Source organism: Streptomyces sp. NPDC030840 (assembly GCF_055572015.1).
This window is the reverse complement of record NZ_JBVIEE010000001.1, coordinates 890769-909221: the sequence shown is the minus strand read 5'-3', so window position 1 is coordinate 909221 and position 18453 is coordinate 890769. Positions and strand designations below refer to the sequence as shown.

The following is an 18453-nucleotide window of genomic DNA, read 5'->3' as shown; positions in this document are numbered from 1 at the left end:
GCGTCCGTGCCCCACCGGCTGCGGGGCACTTGATCAGCGGGTGACCACCCGGTGATCACCCGGTGATCTCCGCTGACGCCACTGGCGGGCGGTCACTTGAGCAGGCGGGTCCTGAGGTCGTCGAGGACCTTGTCCGCGGCGGTGACGCCCAGACCGAGGTACCAGGTCTCGTCCGGCACGTTCTCGGCCCTGCCGTTCTTCACGGCGTCCAGCTTCTTCCAGAGCGGGTTGCCCTCGACGCTCGAACGGTCCGTCTTCTTGGCGTCGCCGTACACGCCCGTGAAGATCCAGTCGGCGTCGGCCTCGTCGATCCGCTCCGGGCTGATTTCCACCGCGAGGTCGTTGATCTGCTGGTTCCTGGGGCGCGGGATGCCGACGTCCTGGAGGACCGTGCCGATGAACGACGCCTTCGCGTAGAGGCGGATCATGCCCGGCATGTACCGGAGCATGGTCACGGTCGGCTTGTCGGCGCCGAGGTCCTCACCGAGCCGCTGCGCCTTCTTCTCGTACGCGTCGAGCTCGGCCTTCGCCTCGGCCGTCCGGTCCAGGGCGGCGGCGTTGAGGAGGTAGTTCTCCTTCCAGGTGAAGCCCGGGCGGATGGAGAACACGGTCGGGGCGATCTGGGAGAGCTGCGGGTACAGCTTCGCGGCGCGCAGCTCGCTGCCGAGGATCAGGTCGGGCTGGAGGTTCGCGATCGCCTCCAGGTTGAGGGAGTTGATCGTGCCGACGTTCTTGGGGTTGCCCGCGTCCTTCCTCAGGTACGAGGGGAGGGCGACCGAGCCCTCGGTGGGCGCGTACCCGACGGGCTTCACGCCGAGCGAGACGACGTTGTCGAGCTCGCCGACGTCGAGGACGACGACCCGCTCGGGGCGCGACTTCAGTTCGGTCTCGCCCATGGCGTGCTTGATGGTCCGCGGGAACTCGCCGGCCTTGGCGGTGGTCCCCATCTTCGCCGTCTCCTCGGCCGCCTTGGCGAAGTCCTCGCCGCCCTGGGCGACGGACTTGCTGCCACTGCCGTTGTCCTTCCCCGATCCCGAACCGCCGTTTCCGGACCCTGATCCGGACTCGGCTCCGCAGCCCGCGAGGGCGAGCGCGGCGGCGAGGGCGATGCTGACGGCGGTGGTACCGCGGTGGCGGCGGCGGAGGGGCATGGGGGGCTCCTGGGGTTCGTACTGGCGGCGCTGGGGGGAGTTGGGCGCGGGAGCGTGCCGCGTACGGCGTCACGGCCCCGTTCGCCGCGGCGCCGCAGCGCCATGGCGCCCGGACACGGCACCGCCCGGTCACCGCACAAGTCACCCACAGGACACGCTTAGGCGAACCTAACCTTAAACCGCCCGCTCCCCTGCAGCACACCCGCCCCCGTTCCCTCAGGCGAACCGCGTGACGAACACCCTTATGTGTGAAGCGGCGGCCCGGCGGTGTCACGTCTGTGCGTACGAAAACTACCTTCGTCGCCGGAGGTGACCGAAGAATGACGGTCTGTGCCACCGAGTTGGCCGGGGGGAACGACGACGGCGGAGCCCCACGGCCCGGGTGCGTGATCACCGCCGACGGGACGTACGCCGCACGTCTCGCCCTCGCCGGCGAGTCCTGGTTCCCGGAGCGCTGGACCCTGGGCGGCCCCGAGCCGTACGCGGTGCCGCTGCCCGGGAACCAGCCCGAGGAGCCCGGTACCGAGGTGCTCCCGATGAGTGACGGGCGGGTGCTGATCCACCGGGTCGCGGGCGGACGGCATCTGTTCTCACTCCTCTATCCGACAGGCCCGGGAACCGGTGAGCTGCCGCTCGGGGCGGTCGAGTGCCCGGACGCGGCGGTTCGGGTGCGGTTGCTGCCGCCGGCGCCGGGCGGGGACTGCGCGTACGCCCTTGCCGTGGGGCCGAGTTCGAGCGTGGTGTGGCTGGTGGCGGGCGGGGCGGCCGGGCCGGAGCGCTTGGCGGAGGTGCCGGGGCGGTGCTCGGGAGGTGTGTGGCTGGACGGTACGGGGCGGATGCTCGCCCTGGACCGGTCCCTGGGTGGGCGGACGAAGACGGTGGTGGTGGATCTGGAAGGGGGCGGGGCGGTGTCTCCGCTCCTCCAGATCGCCGAGGACAGTGACGATCGGCTGCTGCTCGCGGATCCCGACAGCGGGTTGCTGCTGATCCGCTCGGACGCGCCTTCGCCCGGGGACGGGCGGCTGGGGTGGGGGGTGTTGGGCAGCACACTGCCGGTGCGTTTTCCCGAGTGCCTGCGGTTGCGGGACTGTTTGGTGACGCCGTTCGCCATCCAGCCCGGGCAGATGTTGACGCCGGAGAGCTGTGCGGTGGCCCTTCGGGTGGACGGGGCGGGGAGCAGCTGGGTGGGTGTCTGGCGCCCTGCCGAGCGGCAGGTCCATCATCTCGCCGCGCCTGAGGGGTGGTTGGTGGGGGCGGGACGGTGGAGCAGGGAGGGCGTGCTTCAGCTGCCGTACGCCACGGGGATGGTGCCGTGCGGGGTGGTGCGGGTGGAGGTGCCGGGGAGTGCGTCCGGTGTCTCGGCGGATGGGTTCCGGCCCGCGTCAGGGTGTGGGGGTGGAAGTGGGTCTGAAGGAGCTGAGTCCGGGACTGGGGCTCGGACTGGAACTGCTCCCCCATCCACGTCCGGTGCTACGTCCGAGACGTCCCCGCCGCAGCCGTTGACTCTCCCGGAGGCGCCGGAGTCTGTCGCGGCGCGGCCGGTGCCGTTGGGGGAGGCGCCGTTGAGCGGGCGGGCGGGGGGTGAGCGGACGTCGTCGGCCGCCGACCAGGATTCCTCGCCCCCGCCGCCCGTGCCCCTTCCCGTCCCCTGAGGGCTGCCGCACGAAAACCGGGAACGCAACCCCGGACACGAACGACCGCGGCGCACCCCGGAAAACGAAAACCTGGGAATGCAACCCCGATCTGTGGGCACAAGGAGCGTGTCCCGGGCGGGCGGTGGCAACGGCCGTGGCCGCCGTCACAGTTGTCACACCGGCCCGTTAGACTCACCGCTCGTACGAAGATCTTGCTGACGGGGTGAATACATCCACATGAGCGACGCACAGACCATGGAACTGCCCGCCGAAGCCGCCGCCCAGGAGGCCTCCGGCCATGGCAAGCACCGCGGACCGGTCTCCGCGAACGACGCCGAGGTGACCCCTCGGGGTCGGCACCGCAAGCCGGCCGAGCAGACCGAAACGGCTGCCTGACCCGATCCGCGGCTCTGCCGAAACGTCAAGCCGACCAGTCGGTCGCACCTCGGCCGTACCAGTCGGCCGTACCAGTCGGTCAGTCGGGCCGGCAGACAACGGAACACACACGGCCCCGCCGGTCCACGACCGGCGGGGCCGTCCCCTGCGCCTAGAGAGCGTCGCGCCCCCTCCTCAGCCCCAGCACCTCCGCCGCCGCGAACGTCTCGCCCGTCGGCCGCTCGGCGTAGTACGGGCTGAGCAGAGCGTCCAGCTCGTCGTACGTGAAGGTCTCCTGCTTGGAGTCGAACCGGGCCGCCACCCGGGGCCTTTCGACGACCGCGACCATCCCCCCGTGCACGACCAGCAGCTGACCGTTCACGTGCGCCGCCGCAGGCGAGGCGAGGTACCCGACGAGCGGCGCGACATGCTCGGGGGCCAGGGGGTCCAGTCCCACACCACCGCCCTCCCCGCCCTCCGCGGCGCTCTCCACGCCGGCGAACACGTCCGCCGTCATCCTCGTCCGCGCTCGCGGGCAGATCGCGTTCGCCGTCACGCCGTACTTGGCGAGGGCGATGGCCGTGGACGTCGTCAGGCCGACGATTCCGCCTTTCGCCGCCGCGTAGTTGGGCTGCCCCGCCGAACCCGCCAGGAACGCCTCCGACGATGTGTTGACGATCCGCCCGTACACCGGGCGCCCGCCTTCCGCCTTGCTGCGCGCCCGCCAGTGCGCCGCCGCGAAGTGCGTCGTGTTGAAGTGGCCCTTCAGGTGGACGCGGATGACCGCGTCCCACTCCTCCTCGGACATGGAGAAGACCATCCGGTCGCGCAGGATGCCCGCGTTGTTGACGAGGATGTCCAGCTTCCCGAATCGTTTGATCGCCAACTCGACCAGTTCTCGGGACTGTTCGTGGTCGGCCACGTCTCCCGTGTGGGCCACGGCCGTGCCGCCCGCAGCCCGGATCTCCGCCACGACCTCCTCGGCCGGTCCGGCGGACGCCTCTCCCGAGCCGTCGCGGCCGGGTTGCCCGTAGTCGTTGACGACGACGGCCGCGCCCAGCCGGGCGAGTTCCAGCGCCTCGGCCCGGCCCAGCCCGCGGCCCGCGCCCGTGACGATCGCGGACCGGCCCTCAAGTGGCAGTGACATCAAGGTCCCTTCGCAGCAGGTCAGGAGGAGAGGCCCGCCGGGCTCAGATCTCGACGCACGTCCGCAGCGCCGTGCCCGTCCGCATCTGGTCCAGCGCCTCGTTGACGTCGGACAGGGGTACCCGGTGGGTGATCAGGCCGGAGAGGTCGATGCGCCCGGCTCGCCACAGCGCGATGGTCCGCTCGTACGACCGCAGCACGTCCCCGCCGCCGTACATCGACGGCAGGATGCGCTTCTCGTCGAAGAACAGCTCGAACATGTTGAGCTGGAGGAAGTCGTCCATGGCGCCCGCGCCGACGATGACGAGCGTGCCGCCGCGCCGCGTCGTCTCGTAGGCCGTCCGTGCCGTGGCGGACTTGCCGACCACTTCGAAGACGTAGTCGAAGCCCTCGCCGGCCGTCACCGACTGCTTGGCGTCGGCCAGTTCCTCCGGCGCGACCGCCCTCGTCGCGCCGAACTTGAGCGCGGACTCCCGCCGGGAGGCGACCGGGTCGACGGCGACGATCTCGGCGGCGCCCTTGAGCCGCGCGCCCTGGATCGCCGAGATGCCGACGCCGCCGCAGCCGATGACGGCGACCGACGAACCGGCCTCCACGTCCGCCGTGTTGAGCGCGGCGCCGAGCCCGGTGGTGACGCCGCAGCCGATGAGGGCGGCGATGTCGAAGGGCACGTCGTCCGGGATCGGTACGGCGCAGCCCGCGTCGACGACGACCTCCTCGGCGAAGGTGCCGGTGCCCGCGAAGCCGAACACGTCCCCGCCGGGCCGCCTGAAGTTGGGGGTGCCCGCGTTCATGAACCCGGCCAGGCACAGCTCGGTCTGGCCGCGTTTGCAGGCGGGGCAGGCGCCGCAGGCCGGGAGCCAGCAGACGACGACCCGGTCGCCCGCCTTCAGGTGGCCGACGCCCTCGCCGACTTCGACGATCTCGCCCGCCCCCTCGTGGCCGGGCACGAACGGCCCGGGCTGCGGCAGGACCCCGGCCATCGCGGACAGGTCGGAGTGGCACAGGCCCGTGGCCCGTACCCGGATCCTCACCCTGCCGGGGCCGAACCCCACCGCCTCGACGTCGTCGAGGACCTCGAGCTTGTCCTGGCCGATCTCGTGCAGTACGGCTGCGCGCATGGTGCGGCTCCCCTCAACTGTGGGTGGTCTCAGGAGTGTTCGACGAGGGTGTCGGCGAGGACGGGCGCGTCGTCACGGTCGACGCACGTCACCGACACCTGGACCCTGCCGTCGCCGCGCCACATGCTGACGCGCAGCGTCTCCCCCGGATACACGACCCCGGCGAAGCGCGTGGCGTACGAGCGCACGCGGCTGACGTCGCCGCCGAGCAGCGTGTCGACGACGGCCTTGAGGGTGATGCCGTAGGTGCACAGCCCGTGCAGGATCGGCCGTTCGAACCCGGCGAGCTTGGCGAACTCCGGGTCGGCGTGCAGGGGGTTCCAGTCGCCGGAGAGGCGGTAGAGCAGTGCCTGGTCCTCGCGGATCGGGCGCTCGACGACCTTGTCGGGGTCACCGGCGGGCGGTTCGAGGCGGGCGGACGGTCCGCGGTCCCCGCCCCAGCCGCCCTCCCCGCGTACGAAGATCTGGGCTTCGTTCGTCCACAACGGGCCCTCGGCGTCGGTGACCTCGGTACGCATGACGAGGACGGCCGCCTTGCCCTTGTCGTACACGGCGGCGATGCGCGAGGTGGCGGTCGCGGCGCCCTCGGCGGGGATGGGGCGGTGCACCCGGACGGTCTGGCCGCCGTGCAGGACGCGGGCGAGGTCGACGTCGACGCCGGGCATGGACAGGCCGCTGATCACTCCGGGCGAACCGGCGCCCGCGACGGTGGCGAAGCTGGGCAGGACGTGCAGCCGGGTCTCCAGGGTGTAGCGCAGTTCGTCGGGGTCGGTGGCGGGGTTCTGTTTGTCAGGGTTGGCGGCGGCGCCCACGCCGAGGTGGTAGAGCTGGACGTCCTTCGGGGTCCAGGAGAGCTCCCCGGACCGGGGCTCGGCGGCGAGGGCCAAGGCTGCGTCGATGGGCATGAGGCTCCTGACTCACGGAAGAGACCTCGGCACGACCGTCCGCACCGTCGGCCGTACCGAGGTCGTCACGAGGCCGCGGAACCCGCCCTCCCTAGAACGCGTTCCAGTCCGGCGACCCCTGTATAGCCGAGCCGCGTGTACTTGTGAAGTCTCCTGACGGCACGTCAGATGCGCGGGTCGGGCTTGAGCGTGTGGGGTACGGCAGAGCGCGCGTGGTGCGCCGCGCCGGCTCTCCCCCGCGGCGCTGCGCGTTCAGGCGCCGCTCACCGCTGCCCGATCAGAGGCCGCCCGTCACCGGGTGTCAGTCCGCCTGCGTCCTCCCCGGCAGCCACGCCAGCATCAGCACCGCCGCCACGAGGAGCACGATCCCGCCCGTGCGGAACACCAGGGCGTACCCGGCCGTCAGGGCCTCCGGCGAGGTGCCGCCCGCCGTCCGGGCCGCCGCGATCGTCGACATGGCGGCGAGGCCGAGTGAACCACCCATCGTGCGCGAGGTGTTGACGAGCCCGGACACCAGACCGGCGTCCTGGGGGGCCGCCCCGGACATGGCCAGCGCGGCCAGCGGGGTCGCCGACAGGCCGCCGCCGGCCATCATCAGAATGCCCGGGATCATGATCGCGGTCAGGTACGGGCCGTCCGCCGTCATCGTCGACTGCCACCCGAAGCCCGCGGCGGCCACCAGCACCCCGAGCACGACGACATGGCGCGCCCCGAGCACCCGCATGAGCCGCGGCGCGAGCTGGGCGCCGAGCACCACCGCGAGCGAACTCGGCGCCAGGGCGAGCCCGGCGGCCAGCGGGTCGTAGCCCAGCACGGTCTGCGCGTACAGGGTCATGAAGTACCAGGTGCAGAACATCACCGCACCGCACAGGAACATCGCCGCGTTCGCCGACGCCACCGACCGCAGCCGCAGCAGCTTCGGCGGCATCAGCGGCGCCCGCGTCCGCGCCTCGACGGCCAGGAAGGCGCCGATCAGGGCCAGTCCGGCGAGCAGCGGTACCAGCGTCGCGGCCGCCGACCATCCCTCGGCCTCCGTCTGCACGATGCCGTAGGCGAGGCTCGCGAGGCCCGCCGTCACCAGGACCGCGCCCGGCAGGTCGAGCCGGCGCCCGTCCCCCGCCCTGCTCTCGACGAGCCGCCACGCCGCGCCCGCCAGCACCACGGCGCCCACGGGCACGTTGATGAGGAGCACCCACCGCCACGACAGGGCGTCCACCAGCAGCCCGCCGACCAGTCCGCCCGCCGCTCCCCCGCCGGCGCCGACCGCCATCCAGGTGGCGATGGCCCGTGCGCGGGCGGGCCCCTCCGGTACGGCCGAGGTGACGATGGTCAGCGTCGACGGCGCGAGCACCGCGGCCCCGAGGCCCTGAACGGTCCGCGCGAGAAGCAGCTGCCAGCCGTCCTGGGCGACGCCGCCGGCGAGCGAGGCCAGCGTGAAGAGGGCGAGCCCCGTCAGGAACATCCGCTTGCGGCCGTACAGGTCACCGGCCCGCCCGCCCAGCAGCATGAAGCCGGCGAAGGCGATGGTGTACGCGTTCACCACCCACTGCAGTCCCGTCACGCCGAGCCCGAGGTCGGTCCGCATCGACGGCAGCGCCACGTTGACGACGGACACGTCGAGGACGACGAGGAACTGCCCGGCGCACGCGAGCGCGACGAGGAGCCAGGTGGACGGCGCGGTACGGCCGGATGCGCGGGTGTCTGGAGCGGCTCTGAGCATGAGGCTCATGGTCCCAACCACCCGGCGCGACGGCATCGGTATTTCGCGCCGGTCCGCATCGGGCGTGGGACCTACGCCGCGTGCGCGGACTCTCCATGTACGTACGAGGCACCTTGACGCAGCATCAGAAACCCATGGGAAGGTCAAGAATTCGTTAGCGACTCGAAGCATCGGAATAGTTGCCCAGGCACACGGGGTTCACCATTCACGTATACGGGTTCCGCACCCACGTCACGCACGACCCCGCACCGCACACCCGGCCTGGAGGCCCCCCTCAATGACGCACACGACCGCAGACCGACCCACCCGGAGAGCGAGCGGAGCCGTCGTTCCGGTCCTTGCCTTCGCGGGGATCGTGGTCGCGGTGATGCAGACCCTGCTCGTACCGGTCATCAAGGACCTGCCGACGCTGCTGGACACCACCCCGAGCAACGCCACCTGGGTCCTGACCTCCACGTTGCTCTCCGGCGCCGTGGCCACGCCGATCATGGGCCGCCTCGGCGACCTCTACGGCAAGCGGCGCCTGCTGGTCCTCAGCCTCGCCGTGATGGTCGCCGGCGCCCTGGTCAGCGCGCTCACCAGCACACTGCTCCCGATGATCGCCGGCCGCACCCTCCAGGGCTTCGCCATGGGTGCGATCCCGCTGGGCATCGGCCTGATGCGCGACATGCTGCCCCGTGAGCGGCTGGGCTCGGCGATGGCCCTGATGAGTTCCTCGATCGGCGTCGGCGGCGGCCTCGCCCTGCCCGCCGCGGCCCTGGTCGCCCAGCACACCGACTGGCACGCCCTCTTCTACGGCGCCGCCGGCATCGGCATCCTCTCGATCGTCCTCACCCTCCTCGTCGTACCGGAGTCCCCGCTGCGCGCCGAGGGCTCCTTCGACCTGCCGGGCGCGCTCGGCCTCTCCACGGGGCTCGTCCTCTTCCTCCTGCCGATCACCAAGGGCAGCGACTGGGGCTGGACCTCGGGCGCCACGCTCGGCCTGTTCGCCGCGTCCGCCGTCGTCCTGCTCCTGTGGGGCCTCTACGAGCTGCGCACCGAGGCGCCCCTCGTCGACCTGCGCACCACGGCCCGCCCCGCGGTGCTCTTCACCAACCTCGCCTCGATCATGGTCGGCGTCTCCTTCTACGTCGTCTCGCTGGTCCTGCCCCAGTTGCTCCAGCTGCCGGCGTCCACCGGCTACGGCCTCGGCCAGTCGATGGTCGTCGCGGGCCTGATCGTGGCACCGCTCGGCCTGACGATGATGTTCACGGCGCCTGTCTACGCCCGCCTGTCGGCCAAGTACGGCCCCAAGGTCACCCTGATCCTCGGCATGCTGATCATCGCGATCGGCTACGGCGCCGGCCTCGGGCTGATGAGCGCCCCCTGGCAGAGCCTCGTCATCGCGGTGGTCCTGGGCGCCGGCATCGGCCTCGCCTACTCCTCGCTGCCCGCGCTCATCATCGGCGCGGTCCCGGCCTCGGAGACGGGCGCGGCCAACGGCCTCAACACCCTGATGCGGTCCATCGGCACATCCGTGTCGAGCGCCGTCATCGGCATGGTCCTCGCCAACACCGCGAACAACGTGAACGGCGTCGCGATCCCGACCATGCACGGCTTCCGGGTCTCGTTCCTCATCGCCACGGCCGCGGTCGCCCTGGGGCTGGTCTTCGCCCTGCTCCTGCCGGGCCGCCGCCCCGCGGCCAGGCCGCAGCTGCGCGCGAGCAGCGAGGAGGACGCGGCCCTGCGGCGCGCCACCGAGGTGCTGGGCGGCTTCCGCGGCCGCGTCCTCGACGCCGACGGCACCCCGGTGGCCCGCGCCCGGGTCACGCTGATCGACCGACGTGGACGCCGGGCGGGCGCGGCGGTCACCTCCGAGGACGGCTCGTACGCCCTCGCGGTCCCCACCTCGGGCACCTACGTCCTGGCGGCCCGTGCCCCCGGCCACGGCCCCCTCGCCTCGTCCGCGACCCACACGGGCGGCGAGAACACGGTCGACGTGGACCTGCCGCTGCCCACCACCGCAGTGAAGGCCTGACCGAAGCCCCAACCGCTGTCGGCGCCCGTCGCAGGTCGCCAATTGGTTCGGAAGCCCCAGCGACACGCCGGATTCACCGCGTCTCCCTGGGACTGAGAAGCCAATTGGTCGCGCCCTGTGGGATTCGCCGAGCCCGCCCCGTCCCCCCGGCCCTCCCCCGGCTCGGGGATACGGCAGCATGAGGCGCCCGGACACTCGTACGACGACTTGAAGGAGCCCCCATGACCGCGGCACCCAAGCCCGAGACACTCGCCGCGTTCGAGGCCGCGAAGGGGTTCATGCCCATGGACGAGGGCCTCGCCCTGTACGCGGCGGCCATGGAGGCGGGCCGCCTCGGGCTGCCCCTGCTGGAGGTCGGCACGTACTGCGGACGGTCCACGATCCTGCTCGCCGACGCGGCCCGGGCCGCCGGGGTCACCGCGCTGACCGTCGACCACCACCGTGGCAGCGAGGAGCAGCAGCCCGGCTGGGACTACCACGACCCGTCCACCGTGGACCCCGAACTGGGCCTCATGGACACGCTCCCCACCTTCCGGCGCACCCTGCACCGGGCCGGTCTGGAGGACCACGTCGTCGCCCTGGTCGGCCGTTCCCCGCAGATCGCGAAGATCTGGGGCACCCCCCTAGCCCTCGTCTTCGTCGACGGCGGCCACACCGACGAGCACGCGAGCGCCGATTACGAGGGCTGGGCACCCCACGTGGCCGAGGGCGGCCTGCTCCTCATCCACGACGTGTTCCCCGACCCGGCGGACGAGTTCACCGGTCAGGCCCCGTACCGCGTCTACGTGAGGGCCCTGGGGTCCGGCGCCTTCACGGAGGTCTCGGCGACCGGCTCGCTGCGGGTGCTGCGGCGGACGGGGACAGGGATCTGACGGCGCGTCCGGACGTCGGCCGGGGCGCGCCCCGGGCAGCTTTCGCGCCGGGTTCACCCGAGTGGTGCCGGCGACCTGCGGCCCCCGGGGCCGACCCGTAAGGTGGCAGGCGTGTCGTACGTAGGCCCGGAATTCGATCCGCCCCAGCCCCGCCGTTCACCGCTGCGCCGCCCACTGGTGGTCGCCGCCGCCGCGTTGGTGCCGGGGGCGCTGGCAGGGTGGCTGCTGTGGCAGGCCACGGGGAGTTCGGGGGACGGGGGCGGGTCCGGCAGCACGGCGGCCGTGGCGTCGCCCTCGGCGGGCTCGCCCGGCAACTCGGTGAAGACGGCCCCGCCTTCGGAGAAGTCCACCTCCGCCGCCGGGCCGGGCGACGACGACAAGGCTCCCAGCCCTTCGGCCGCCTCACCCTCGACCTCCCGCTCGGACTCCCGTTCGAGCTCCGGCCCCGCCCCCTCCGGCCCCCTGAAGGGCAAGGTCGTCGTCATCGACCCGGGCCACAACCCCGGCAACTTCCAGCACACGACCGAGATCAACCGCAAGGTGAACATCGGGACGAACTGGAAGGAATGCGATACGACGGGGACGTCCACCAACTCCGGTTACCGGGAGGCCGACTTCACGCTCGACGTGGCGCGGCGGGCGCGGAAGATCCTCGAAGCGGAGGGCGCCACGGTGAAGTTCACGCAGGACGGGAACCGGGCGTGGGGTCCGTGCATCGACGAGCGGGCCCGCATCGGGAACGAGGCGAAGGCCGACGCCGTCGTGTCCATCCACGCGGACGGCTCGGGCGCCGGGAACCGCGGGTTCCATGTGATTCTTCCGGGCGCCGTGAACTCCGGCGGCGCCGACACCCGACCGATCGTCGCCCCCTCCCGCGACCTGGGCGAGCGGATCGCGGGCAGGTTCGTCCGCAACACGGGCAGCCCTCCGTCGAACTACGTCGGCGGCGGCACCGGTCTCGTCACACGTAAGGACCTGGGCGGTCTCAATCTGTCAACGGTTCCCAAGGTGTTCATCGAGTGCGGCAACATGCGCGATAGCAAGGACGCGGCACTCCTCACCAGCGGCGCCTGGCGGCAGAAGGCGGCGCAGGGGATCTCCGAGGGAATTGTGAGCTTTCTGCGGGGGTGACGGGGAGCCGTGCTCAGCGGACCGGTCCCGGCGGACACCCTCACCGGTCGGACGATAGTGTCGTCCCTACGATGAGGGGCCACCCCTGCGCTTCGCACCACGGCCGCACGGCGACATGGTGTCAGCGACGCCTCCACCGATGACGTGACGACTGACGAAGGACCTGAAGTGAATATCCGCTCCCTCACTAGAGGCGACGGCGTGGTGATCGGAGCAGCGGTATTGCTGTTCATCGCGTCGTTCCTCGACAACTACTCGATCGACGGGGTTCCCGACAGCATCGACCTCCCGAACCTCTGGGGCAGCGGGCCGGTCGTCTTCAGCGTCGTGCTGGCGGGGATCATCGGCGCCGCGCTCGTCGTCGTCTCCCGGGGCCTGCCCCAGGTCCCCAAGGTCGCGGGCATCGACCTCGGCCAGTTCGGTATCGCCTTCACGGTCTTCGCCGCGTGGAGCGCGCTCGGCAACGTCTTCGACGTGGCCGGCGGCACGGACAACGTCGGCGACTCGACGAGCAACGGTCCCGACCCCGGCACCGGAATCATCCTCGCTCTCGTCGCCACCCTGGTCATGGCCGCCGCGGCCGTCGCCACCCCCCTCGTCCCCGCCCTCAAGGGCGCCCTCGTCCCCGCCCCGCGCCCCCAGGCCCCGCAGCCGTACGGCGCGCAGCCGCCCGGTGGCTACGGCTACCCGGGCGCCCAGCAGCCGGGTCCGGGCCAGCCGGGTCAGCCCTTCGGCGGTCAGCCCCAGCAGGGCCAGCCGTACGGCGGTGCCCAGCCGCAGCAGGCGCAGGCCCCGCAGGCGCAGCAGCCGCCGGCGAGCGACTTCTCGCCGTTCTGGTTCGCGGTGCCGGTACCGCGTCCGCTGTTCGCGGAGGACGGCTCGCAGGCGACGATCGCCGAGCTGGCGCCGGGCACCTGGTACCTGGCCGTCGAGCAGCGCGGTCCGGCGCTGGTCGCGCAGACGCAGGACGGCCGCCGGGGTGTCCTGCAGGACACGAGCGGTATCCAGCGCGGCTGAGCACACCCAGGCACGTGCGGCCCCTCGCCCTTCCGGGCGGGGGGCCGTTGTCGTACAGTCACCCACCGGTGGAAGCGATCTGACGGATCGTCAGGAGGCAGGCATGCGGCTCGGTCTCGCACTCGGCTACTGGGGCCGCGGCCCCTCCCCCGACCACGTCCCGCTCGCGCAGGAGGCCGAGCGGCTCGGCTACCACTCCGTGTGGACGGCGGAGTCGTGGGGCTCGGACGTCTTCACCCCGCTGACCTGGATCGCGGCCCACACGTCGAGGATCAGGCTGGGCACGGCGGTCGCCCAGATGGCGGCCCGCTCCCCCACGACCACCGCGATGCACGCCCTCACCCTCGACCACCTCTCCGGCGGCCGGATGATGCTGGGTCTCGGGCTCTCCGGCCCGCAGGTCGTCGAGGGCTGGTACGGGCGTCCGTTCCCGTCGTCGCCGCTCACCGCGACCAGGGAGTACGTCGACGTCGTACGCCAGGTGCTCAGGCGGGAGGCCCCCGTCGAGCTGGACGGGCGCTTCCACTCCCACCCCTACCGCGGCGAGGACGGCACCGGCCTCGGCAAGCCCCTGAAGCCGATCACGCACCCCCTCCGCTCCGGCCTGCCGGTCCTGCTGGGCGCGGAGGGCCCGAAGAACATCGCGCAGACGACGCGCATCGCGGACGGCTGGCTGCCGCTGTACTGGTCGCCGACGCGCACGGAGGTGTACGAGGCGTCCCTCGCCGACGCGCCCGATGACTTCCTCATCGCCCCGATGGCCCGCGCCCAGGTCTGCGACGACGTGGCCGAGGGGCTGCTGCCCGTGAAGACGATGCTCGGCTTCTACATCGGGGGCATGGGGCACGCCAAGCGGAACTTCCACGCCGACCTCATGGCCCGTATGGGGTACGAGGAGGAGGCGCGGCGGATCCAGCGGCTGTTCCTGGAGGGCCGGCGTGAGGAGGCCGTCCTCGCCGTCCCGGACGCCTTCGCCGACGAGATCTCCCTGGTCGGCCCGAGGGAACGCATCGCCGAGCGTCTGGAGTCGTGGCGCAAGGGCCCGGTGACGGACCTGCTCCTTCTGGCCCCGGACCGGACCACGCTGCGGGTGCTGGCGGAGCTCAACTCCTGAGCGGTCAGCGGAAGATGGCGATGGCCTCCAGGGTGACCTCCCCGGAGTCCGGGTGCCAGCCGGTCATCTTGCCCAGGCAGCGGGCCCGGAAGGTGCCGTCGGGGATCGTCTCGCGGCGCAGGCCCTCCCGCGCGCCGACGACCCGTAGGTACGGTGACGCCTGGCCGTCGACCGACCCCTGATCGTCGCCGTACGAGGCGCGCAGGACGATGCCCTGCGAGGTGTCCGGGTCCATGAGGAAGCGGCCCCGGACCGACACGAACTCCTCGATGTCGCTCAGCGCCACGCTGCCGTCGCCGCCCAGGGCGTCGGCGAGGGCCCGGTTGGGGCGAATCGTTCCGCCGCGCAGGTCGGCGTGGACGATGGCGTCCTCCCGCTCGAAGGCGTCCATCAGCATCCCGATCACGGTGATGGGCTCGTTCTTCTGCACGTAGGAGGTGAACTTCTCCTGGGTGACGTCCCTGTTCGCCTTGACCGTCCACGGCAGGAGCCTGCCGAGCAGGCCGACGCTCGTGTTGACGTTGGTGCGGTGCTCCACCGCCTGTTCGAGGGCCGTCCCGTAGTTGCTCCGGTAGAGGTCCATCACGGACTGCTCGTCCAGGAAGAAGCAGATGCTGTACGGGGTCCTGTTCGTGCGTCCGCGCCGCTCACGGGCATGGCGCACCAGCACGGCGGTGAGAATCGCGACCGAGGCGGCCGTCACCAGCCAGACCGTCATCCACGGCCACCACGCTCTCCACCACAGTCCGTCAACGACAGCCACGGATCTCCTTGAACGCCTCGGAAAGGGACGACTGGCCGGCGTCCACCATGTGCCCGCCGGTCTTCTTCGCGGCGCGCCGCAGTTCGCCGGCGTCGGCGTCGCCGAAGTGCACGGGGTAGGTGTGGACGGCGCGCGCCCGGTCGGGCAGCGCCTCGTAACGGCGTACGAACTCCTCATAGGTGAGGCCCGCGTTGTTCTCGCCGTCCGTCATCAGCACCAGGGACACGGCCCGGCCGGGCTCGTCGGCGAGCGTGCGCGCCGCGGTGTGGTAGCCGTGGTCGAGAGCGGTCCATACGGCGGTGGCGTCGCCGTAGCCGCCGCGGGCGACGGTGTCGGCGAGGGCCCCCAGGTCGTCCTCGCCGCGCACGGTGACGGTCCGCTCCTCCAGGACCCGCCCGCCGAACCGCACCACGGTCAGCCGCTCACCCTGGTGGAACCGCGTGAACTTGCCGGTGGCCGAGGAGTCCGCGCCGCTCAGTCCGGCGAAGGCCGCGCGGAGTTCGGCCATGCGGGCGCCGCGCATCGACCCGGAGAAGTCGAGGAGGAACACGACCTGGCCGGCGACGCGCCGCTCCGGGTCGCCGTAGTCGTCCAGCAGCCGTCTCAGGACGGCGGGTTCGCCGGGGAAGTACAGCGCGTTGCCGACCGGGGCGCGCAGCCGCGCGGACCGGGTGACGGTCGCCTTCACCGGGCGGCGCAGCGTCCGCCGCATGATCTCCTCCTGCACCGAGTCCCGTCGGACCCACTCGGTGACCCGGTCGTAGGCGGCGCGGCGGCCGGGGTCGAGCAGGAGCAGCGGGAAGTCGGAGAGGACCATGCCGTCCTCGGGGCGTACGACGTCCAGGTCGTCCCCCAGGCGGCCGGAGGCGTTGAGGGCGAGCAGGTCGGACTCGTAGGTGATGAGCGCGTTGGGCGTGTCGGGCTCGGCGGCGCCGTCCTGGCGTTCGACGTAGGCGTCGAGCAGGTCGGGGCCGGTGGACGCGGTGAGCGCCTGGCCGGAGCGGAAGCCGCGCAGCCGGTCGCAGGAGACGTCCCGGGCGCGCAGGGCGCCTCCGGTGCCCGCCGCCGCGGTGGCGACTCCGACGAGCGCGGCGAGCCCGCTGCCGGTGCGCCGGGGGTCTGCCATGCCGAAGCGCACGGTGCCGGTGGCGGCGGCGTCCGCGATGTCCGCCCAGGTGAGCCGGCCGCCGGGCACTCCCGCCCGTAGTCTGCGTGCCGCGTCCGGCTTCAGGCCGACGACGACCGGGGAGGTCATGGTCGGTGTCCGCTGGAGCCGCTCGACCCGGTCGCGGTCGCTCAGCCGCAGGTAGCGGTCGTCGGAGAGCCAGGCGAGGTCGTATCCGGCGTTGGCGGGGATCTCCCGCTCGGCCGTGGCCCGGTAGTCCATGTCGAGTTCGACGCCGGTCGCGTCCTTCAACTCGTCCAGCAGCGGGGCGAGGACGGCGAGGTCGGGGGCGGCGAGCACGCGCAGGGTGACCGGGTCGTCGCCGTCCCTGCCGCCGGAGCAGGCGGTGAGCGCGGCGAGCAGGGCCAGGGACAGCACCAGGCACAGGGCGGCCGGGCCGCGTCTTCCGCCGCTCACTTGCGGCCCCCGGCGGGCGGGCAGTCGCCGACGCGCTGGATCATCCGCTCCAGCAGGGACAGCCGGGGCAGCACCGCCCGGGTGTCGTCGGAGGAGGTGACGGGCACCGGGATGCCGCGGTCGGTGAGGAACTCGGCGAGCTGGTCGCTGGTCGCGTCGTGCCGGGCGTCCCGGCCGCGGAAGCCCAGTTCCAGGGCGCGGTGCTGGAGTTCGGGGTCGTCGCGGACCAGTTCGCCGAGCCGGGCGCCGTCCTTGGTGAGCGCGACGAGCTGGGGTTCGGTGACGAAGCGGGTCGACGGGTAGAGCAGGACGCGTTCGTCGTCCGTCGTCCCCTTCTCCGCCTGGTGGCGGATCTGGTGGGCGAGGAACTGGTGCTCGTAGATGACGGAGACCGGGGCGATGCTCTGGCCGTCGGCGGACAGGTACGTCTCGGCGCGCTCGGCGGAGGGCAGGCCCTGTTCGACGAGGAGGGGTTTGATCTCGCGGGCGACCTTGTCGGCCGTCTCCGTGTCGTCGGGGGCGTCGTTGTCGTTCCTGACGAAGGCGACGAGGCCGAGGTAGGTGCCGGCGGAGTTGGCCTCGCAGATGTCGGGCGTCTGGGCGAGGATCTTGTTGCCGTTGCGGACGTGCTTGTTGCCGGGGTCGATGTCGTTCCAGCGGTAGCCGCCCTCGCGCCCCGTGCCGGCCTTGGTGAGCGGGTCGCCCTTCGTCAGCTTCAGGAACCGGGCGATGTCGAGCGTGTAGTACAGCGGCCGGTCACCGGAGCCTGGCTGCGGGGCCGCGACCTGTTCGCCGTCCACCTCGGTGTCCACCAGGGCCTCCGCGTAGTCCCGGTAGGTGGCCAGCACGATGGGGCTGACGAACGGACGGTAGGTGAGCGCCGGATGGTTCGCCCGGGCGCGCTCGCGGGTGATCAGGTCGGCGGCGGGCTGGCCCGACGGGAAGACGACGTCGTAGCCCTCGACGTCCTGGACGGCGATCTCACGGGAGCCCATGTTCGTGATGTGCACGCGGAAGCCGTGCTTCATCAGCAGCCGTTCGACCTCCGGGTCCTGGAAGAAGTCCCGTTTGGAGGCCATCTTGGCCTCGATCGTGACGACGCGGTCCAGCGGCAGCAGCAGGTTTCCCGAGGCCATGAGGAGGACCAGGCCGATCACCGGGACGGGCAGCGTGAACGCGAGGGTCCGGAGCAACCGGCCGCGCGTGGGTCTGAGTACGGTGAGACGGGGTTCTTCCTGACCAGGTCTGTTCGCGGGCACCGGCACCTCCCCCAGGGTGGGGCAGGATCGTCGGTGACGGGGGTTACGTCAAGAGGGCCTGCGGGCCAACACCCCATGAAAGTAAGTCAACTGACGGTGGAGCACCCGTGATCACCGCTGCACTACGCCCATGTGGTTTCAACCGCGCTTCCAGGGCAACCCGGAGGGCATGTCCCCTCATTATCGCTCCACCCAGGCCGGGAGGATCATCGCGATCATCGCGGACATCATGGCCTTCATCCTGGGTCTGTGGATTCTGATGTACCTGCTGGACGCGAACCGCGCGAACGACTTCGTGCAGTTCGTCCACGACACGGCCCGCTGGCTGGCGGGCTGGTCCCACGACCTGTTCACCTTCGACGAGGCCTGGGCACGCGTGGTCGCGGGCTACGGGCTCGCGGCGGTCGTCTACCTGCTGGTGGGCCACACGATCGCCAACCGCATCTACCGGCACTGAGCGCTCCGCTGGAATCACGGTGAACCTGCGGGCCGGTGGGGGCTGGTCGCGCAGTTCCCCGCGCCCCTGAAAAACCCGCTCCCGCGCCCCGTAAGGGGCGCGGGGCTGTGTTGAATCTGCGGCTCCGCCGCGTGGGCGCGACCAGCCCCAACGAACCCGCGCCCGACAAGGACACAAACCCCAACGGCG

The 18453-nt window shown here is 71.9% G+C and carries 16 protein-coding genes; 8 read left to right on the top strand and 8 right to left on the bottom strand.

The features are described from left to right. Window positions 1-92 precede the first annotated feature (92 nt). Window positions 93-1151, bottom strand: a complete 1059-nt coding sequence (locus ACZ49J_RS03865) for an ABC transporter substrate-binding protein (protein WP_467447668.1) — start codon at window positions 1149-1151, stop codon at window positions 93-95. 320 nt (window positions 1152-1471) lie between these two features. Between ACZ49J_RS03865 and ACZ49J_RS03860 the strand changes: the two genes are divergently transcribed. Both ACZ49J_RS03860 and ACZ49J_RS03855 read left to right on the top strand, forming a co-directional pair. Further along, window positions 1472-2803 carry a hypothetical protein gene (locus ACZ49J_RS03860; RefSeq protein WP_467447666.1) on the top strand — a complete coding sequence of 444 codons (1332 nt, stop codon included), beginning with the start codon at window positions 1472-1474 and terminating at the stop codon, window positions 2801-2803. Between the two features lie 219 nt (window positions 2804-3022). Then, on the top strand, window positions 3023-3181 hold the full coding sequence (locus tag ACZ49J_RS03855) for a hypothetical protein (RefSeq protein ID WP_467447665.1): 159 nt from the start codon (window positions 3023-3025) through the stop codon (window positions 3179-3181). Between the two features lie 151 nt (window positions 3182-3332). On the opposite strand, the gene ACZ49J_RS03850 is transcribed toward ACZ49J_RS03855, so the two are convergent. The 4 genes from ACZ49J_RS03850 to ACZ49J_RS03835 form a co-directional block, all read right to left on the bottom strand. After that, complete coding sequence (locus tag ACZ49J_RS03850) at window positions 3333-4307, bottom strand: 3-oxoacyl-ACP reductase (protein WP_467447664.1); 975 nt, start codon at window positions 4305-4307, stop codon at window positions 3333-3335. Window positions 4308-4350: 43 nt separating this feature from the next. Beyond that, on the bottom strand, window positions 4351-5427 hold the full coding sequence (locus ACZ49J_RS03845) for a Zn-dependent alcohol dehydrogenase (RefSeq protein WP_467447663.1): 1077 nt from the start codon (window positions 5425-5427) through the stop codon (window positions 4351-4353). A gap of 29 nt (window positions 5428-5456) precedes the next feature. Then, entirely contained in the window at window positions 5457-6332 is an 876-nt protein-coding gene (locus tag ACZ49J_RS03840) for a MaoC/PaaZ C-terminal domain-containing protein (protein WP_467447661.1), read from the bottom strand. Window positions 6333-6633: 301 nt separating this feature from the next. Then, window positions 6634-8061 carry an MFS transporter gene (locus tag ACZ49J_RS03835; protein ID WP_467447660.1) on the bottom strand — a complete coding sequence of 476 codons (1428 nt, stop codon included), beginning with the start codon at window positions 8059-8061 and terminating at the stop codon, window positions 6634-6636. Window positions 8062-8329: 268 nt separating this feature from the next. On the opposite strand from ACZ49J_RS03835, the gene ACZ49J_RS03830 reads away from it, so the two are divergent. The 5 genes from ACZ49J_RS03830 (at window position 8330) to ACZ49J_RS03810 (ending at window position 14203) form a co-directional block, all read left to right on the top strand. Next, window positions 8330-10069, top strand: coding sequence for an MFS transporter (locus ACZ49J_RS03830; RefSeq protein WP_467447659.1), 1740 nt, complete (start codon window positions 8330-8332; stop codon window positions 10067-10069). A 221-nt stretch (window positions 10070-10290) separates the two neighbouring features. Continuing rightward, the gene (locus ACZ49J_RS03825; RefSeq protein WP_467447658.1) at window positions 10291-10941 is read left to right on the top strand and encodes a class I SAM-dependent methyltransferase; all 651 of its coding nucleotides are present in this window, start codon (window positions 10291-10293) and stop codon (window positions 10939-10941) included. Between the two features lie 111 nt (window positions 10942-11052). Continuing rightward, window positions 11053-12072, top strand: a complete 1020-nt coding sequence (locus ACZ49J_RS03820) for an N-acetylmuramoyl-L-alanine amidase (RefSeq protein ID WP_467447657.1) — start codon at window positions 11053-11055, stop codon at window positions 12070-12072. 168 nt (window positions 12073-12240) lie between these two features. After that, complete coding sequence (locus ACZ49J_RS03815; RefSeq protein WP_467447656.1) at window positions 12241-13089, top strand: hypothetical protein; 849 nt, start codon at window positions 12241-12243, stop codon at window positions 13087-13089. A 103-nt stretch (window positions 13090-13192) separates the two neighbouring features. After that, window positions 13193-14203, top strand: coding sequence for an LLM class F420-dependent oxidoreductase (locus tag ACZ49J_RS03810; RefSeq protein WP_467447655.1), 1011 nt, complete (start codon window positions 13193-13195; stop codon window positions 14201-14203). Between the two features lie 4 nt (window positions 14204-14207). Here ACZ49J_RS03810 and ACZ49J_RS03805 read toward each other — a convergent pair whose 3' ends face one another. Genes ACZ49J_RS03805 through ACZ49J_RS03795 form a run of 3 tightly spaced genes read right to left on the bottom strand, consistent with a single transcriptional unit; the run spans window position 14208 to window position 17807 of the window. Further along, on the bottom strand, window positions 14208-14966 hold the full coding sequence (locus ACZ49J_RS03805; protein WP_467447654.1) for a hypothetical protein: 759 nt from the start codon (window positions 14964-14966) through the stop codon (window positions 14208-14210). Further along, the gene (locus ACZ49J_RS03800) at window positions 14953-16548 is read right to left on the bottom strand and encodes a vWA domain-containing protein (protein WP_467447653.1); all 1596 of its coding nucleotides are present in this window, start codon (window positions 16546-16548) and stop codon (window positions 14953-14955) included. The genes ACZ49J_RS03805 and ACZ49J_RS03800 overlap by 14 nt, the downstream gene beginning before the upstream one ends. Beyond that, window positions 16545-17807 (bottom strand): hypothetical protein, encoded by a 1263-nt coding sequence (locus ACZ49J_RS03795; RefSeq protein ID WP_467447652.1) that lies wholly within the window; start codon window positions 17805-17807, stop codon window positions 16545-16547. Before ACZ49J_RS03795 ends, ACZ49J_RS03800 begins: the two co-directional genes overlap by 4 nt. A gap of 169 nt (window positions 17808-17976) precedes the next feature. Here ACZ49J_RS03795 and ACZ49J_RS03790 point away from each other — a divergent pair, with 169 nt between their 5' ends. Next, window positions 17977-18264, top strand: coding sequence for a hypothetical protein (locus ACZ49J_RS03790; protein WP_467447709.1), 288 nt, complete (start codon window positions 17977-17979; stop codon window positions 18262-18264). The last annotated feature ends 189 nt before the right edge of the window (window positions 18265-18453 follow it).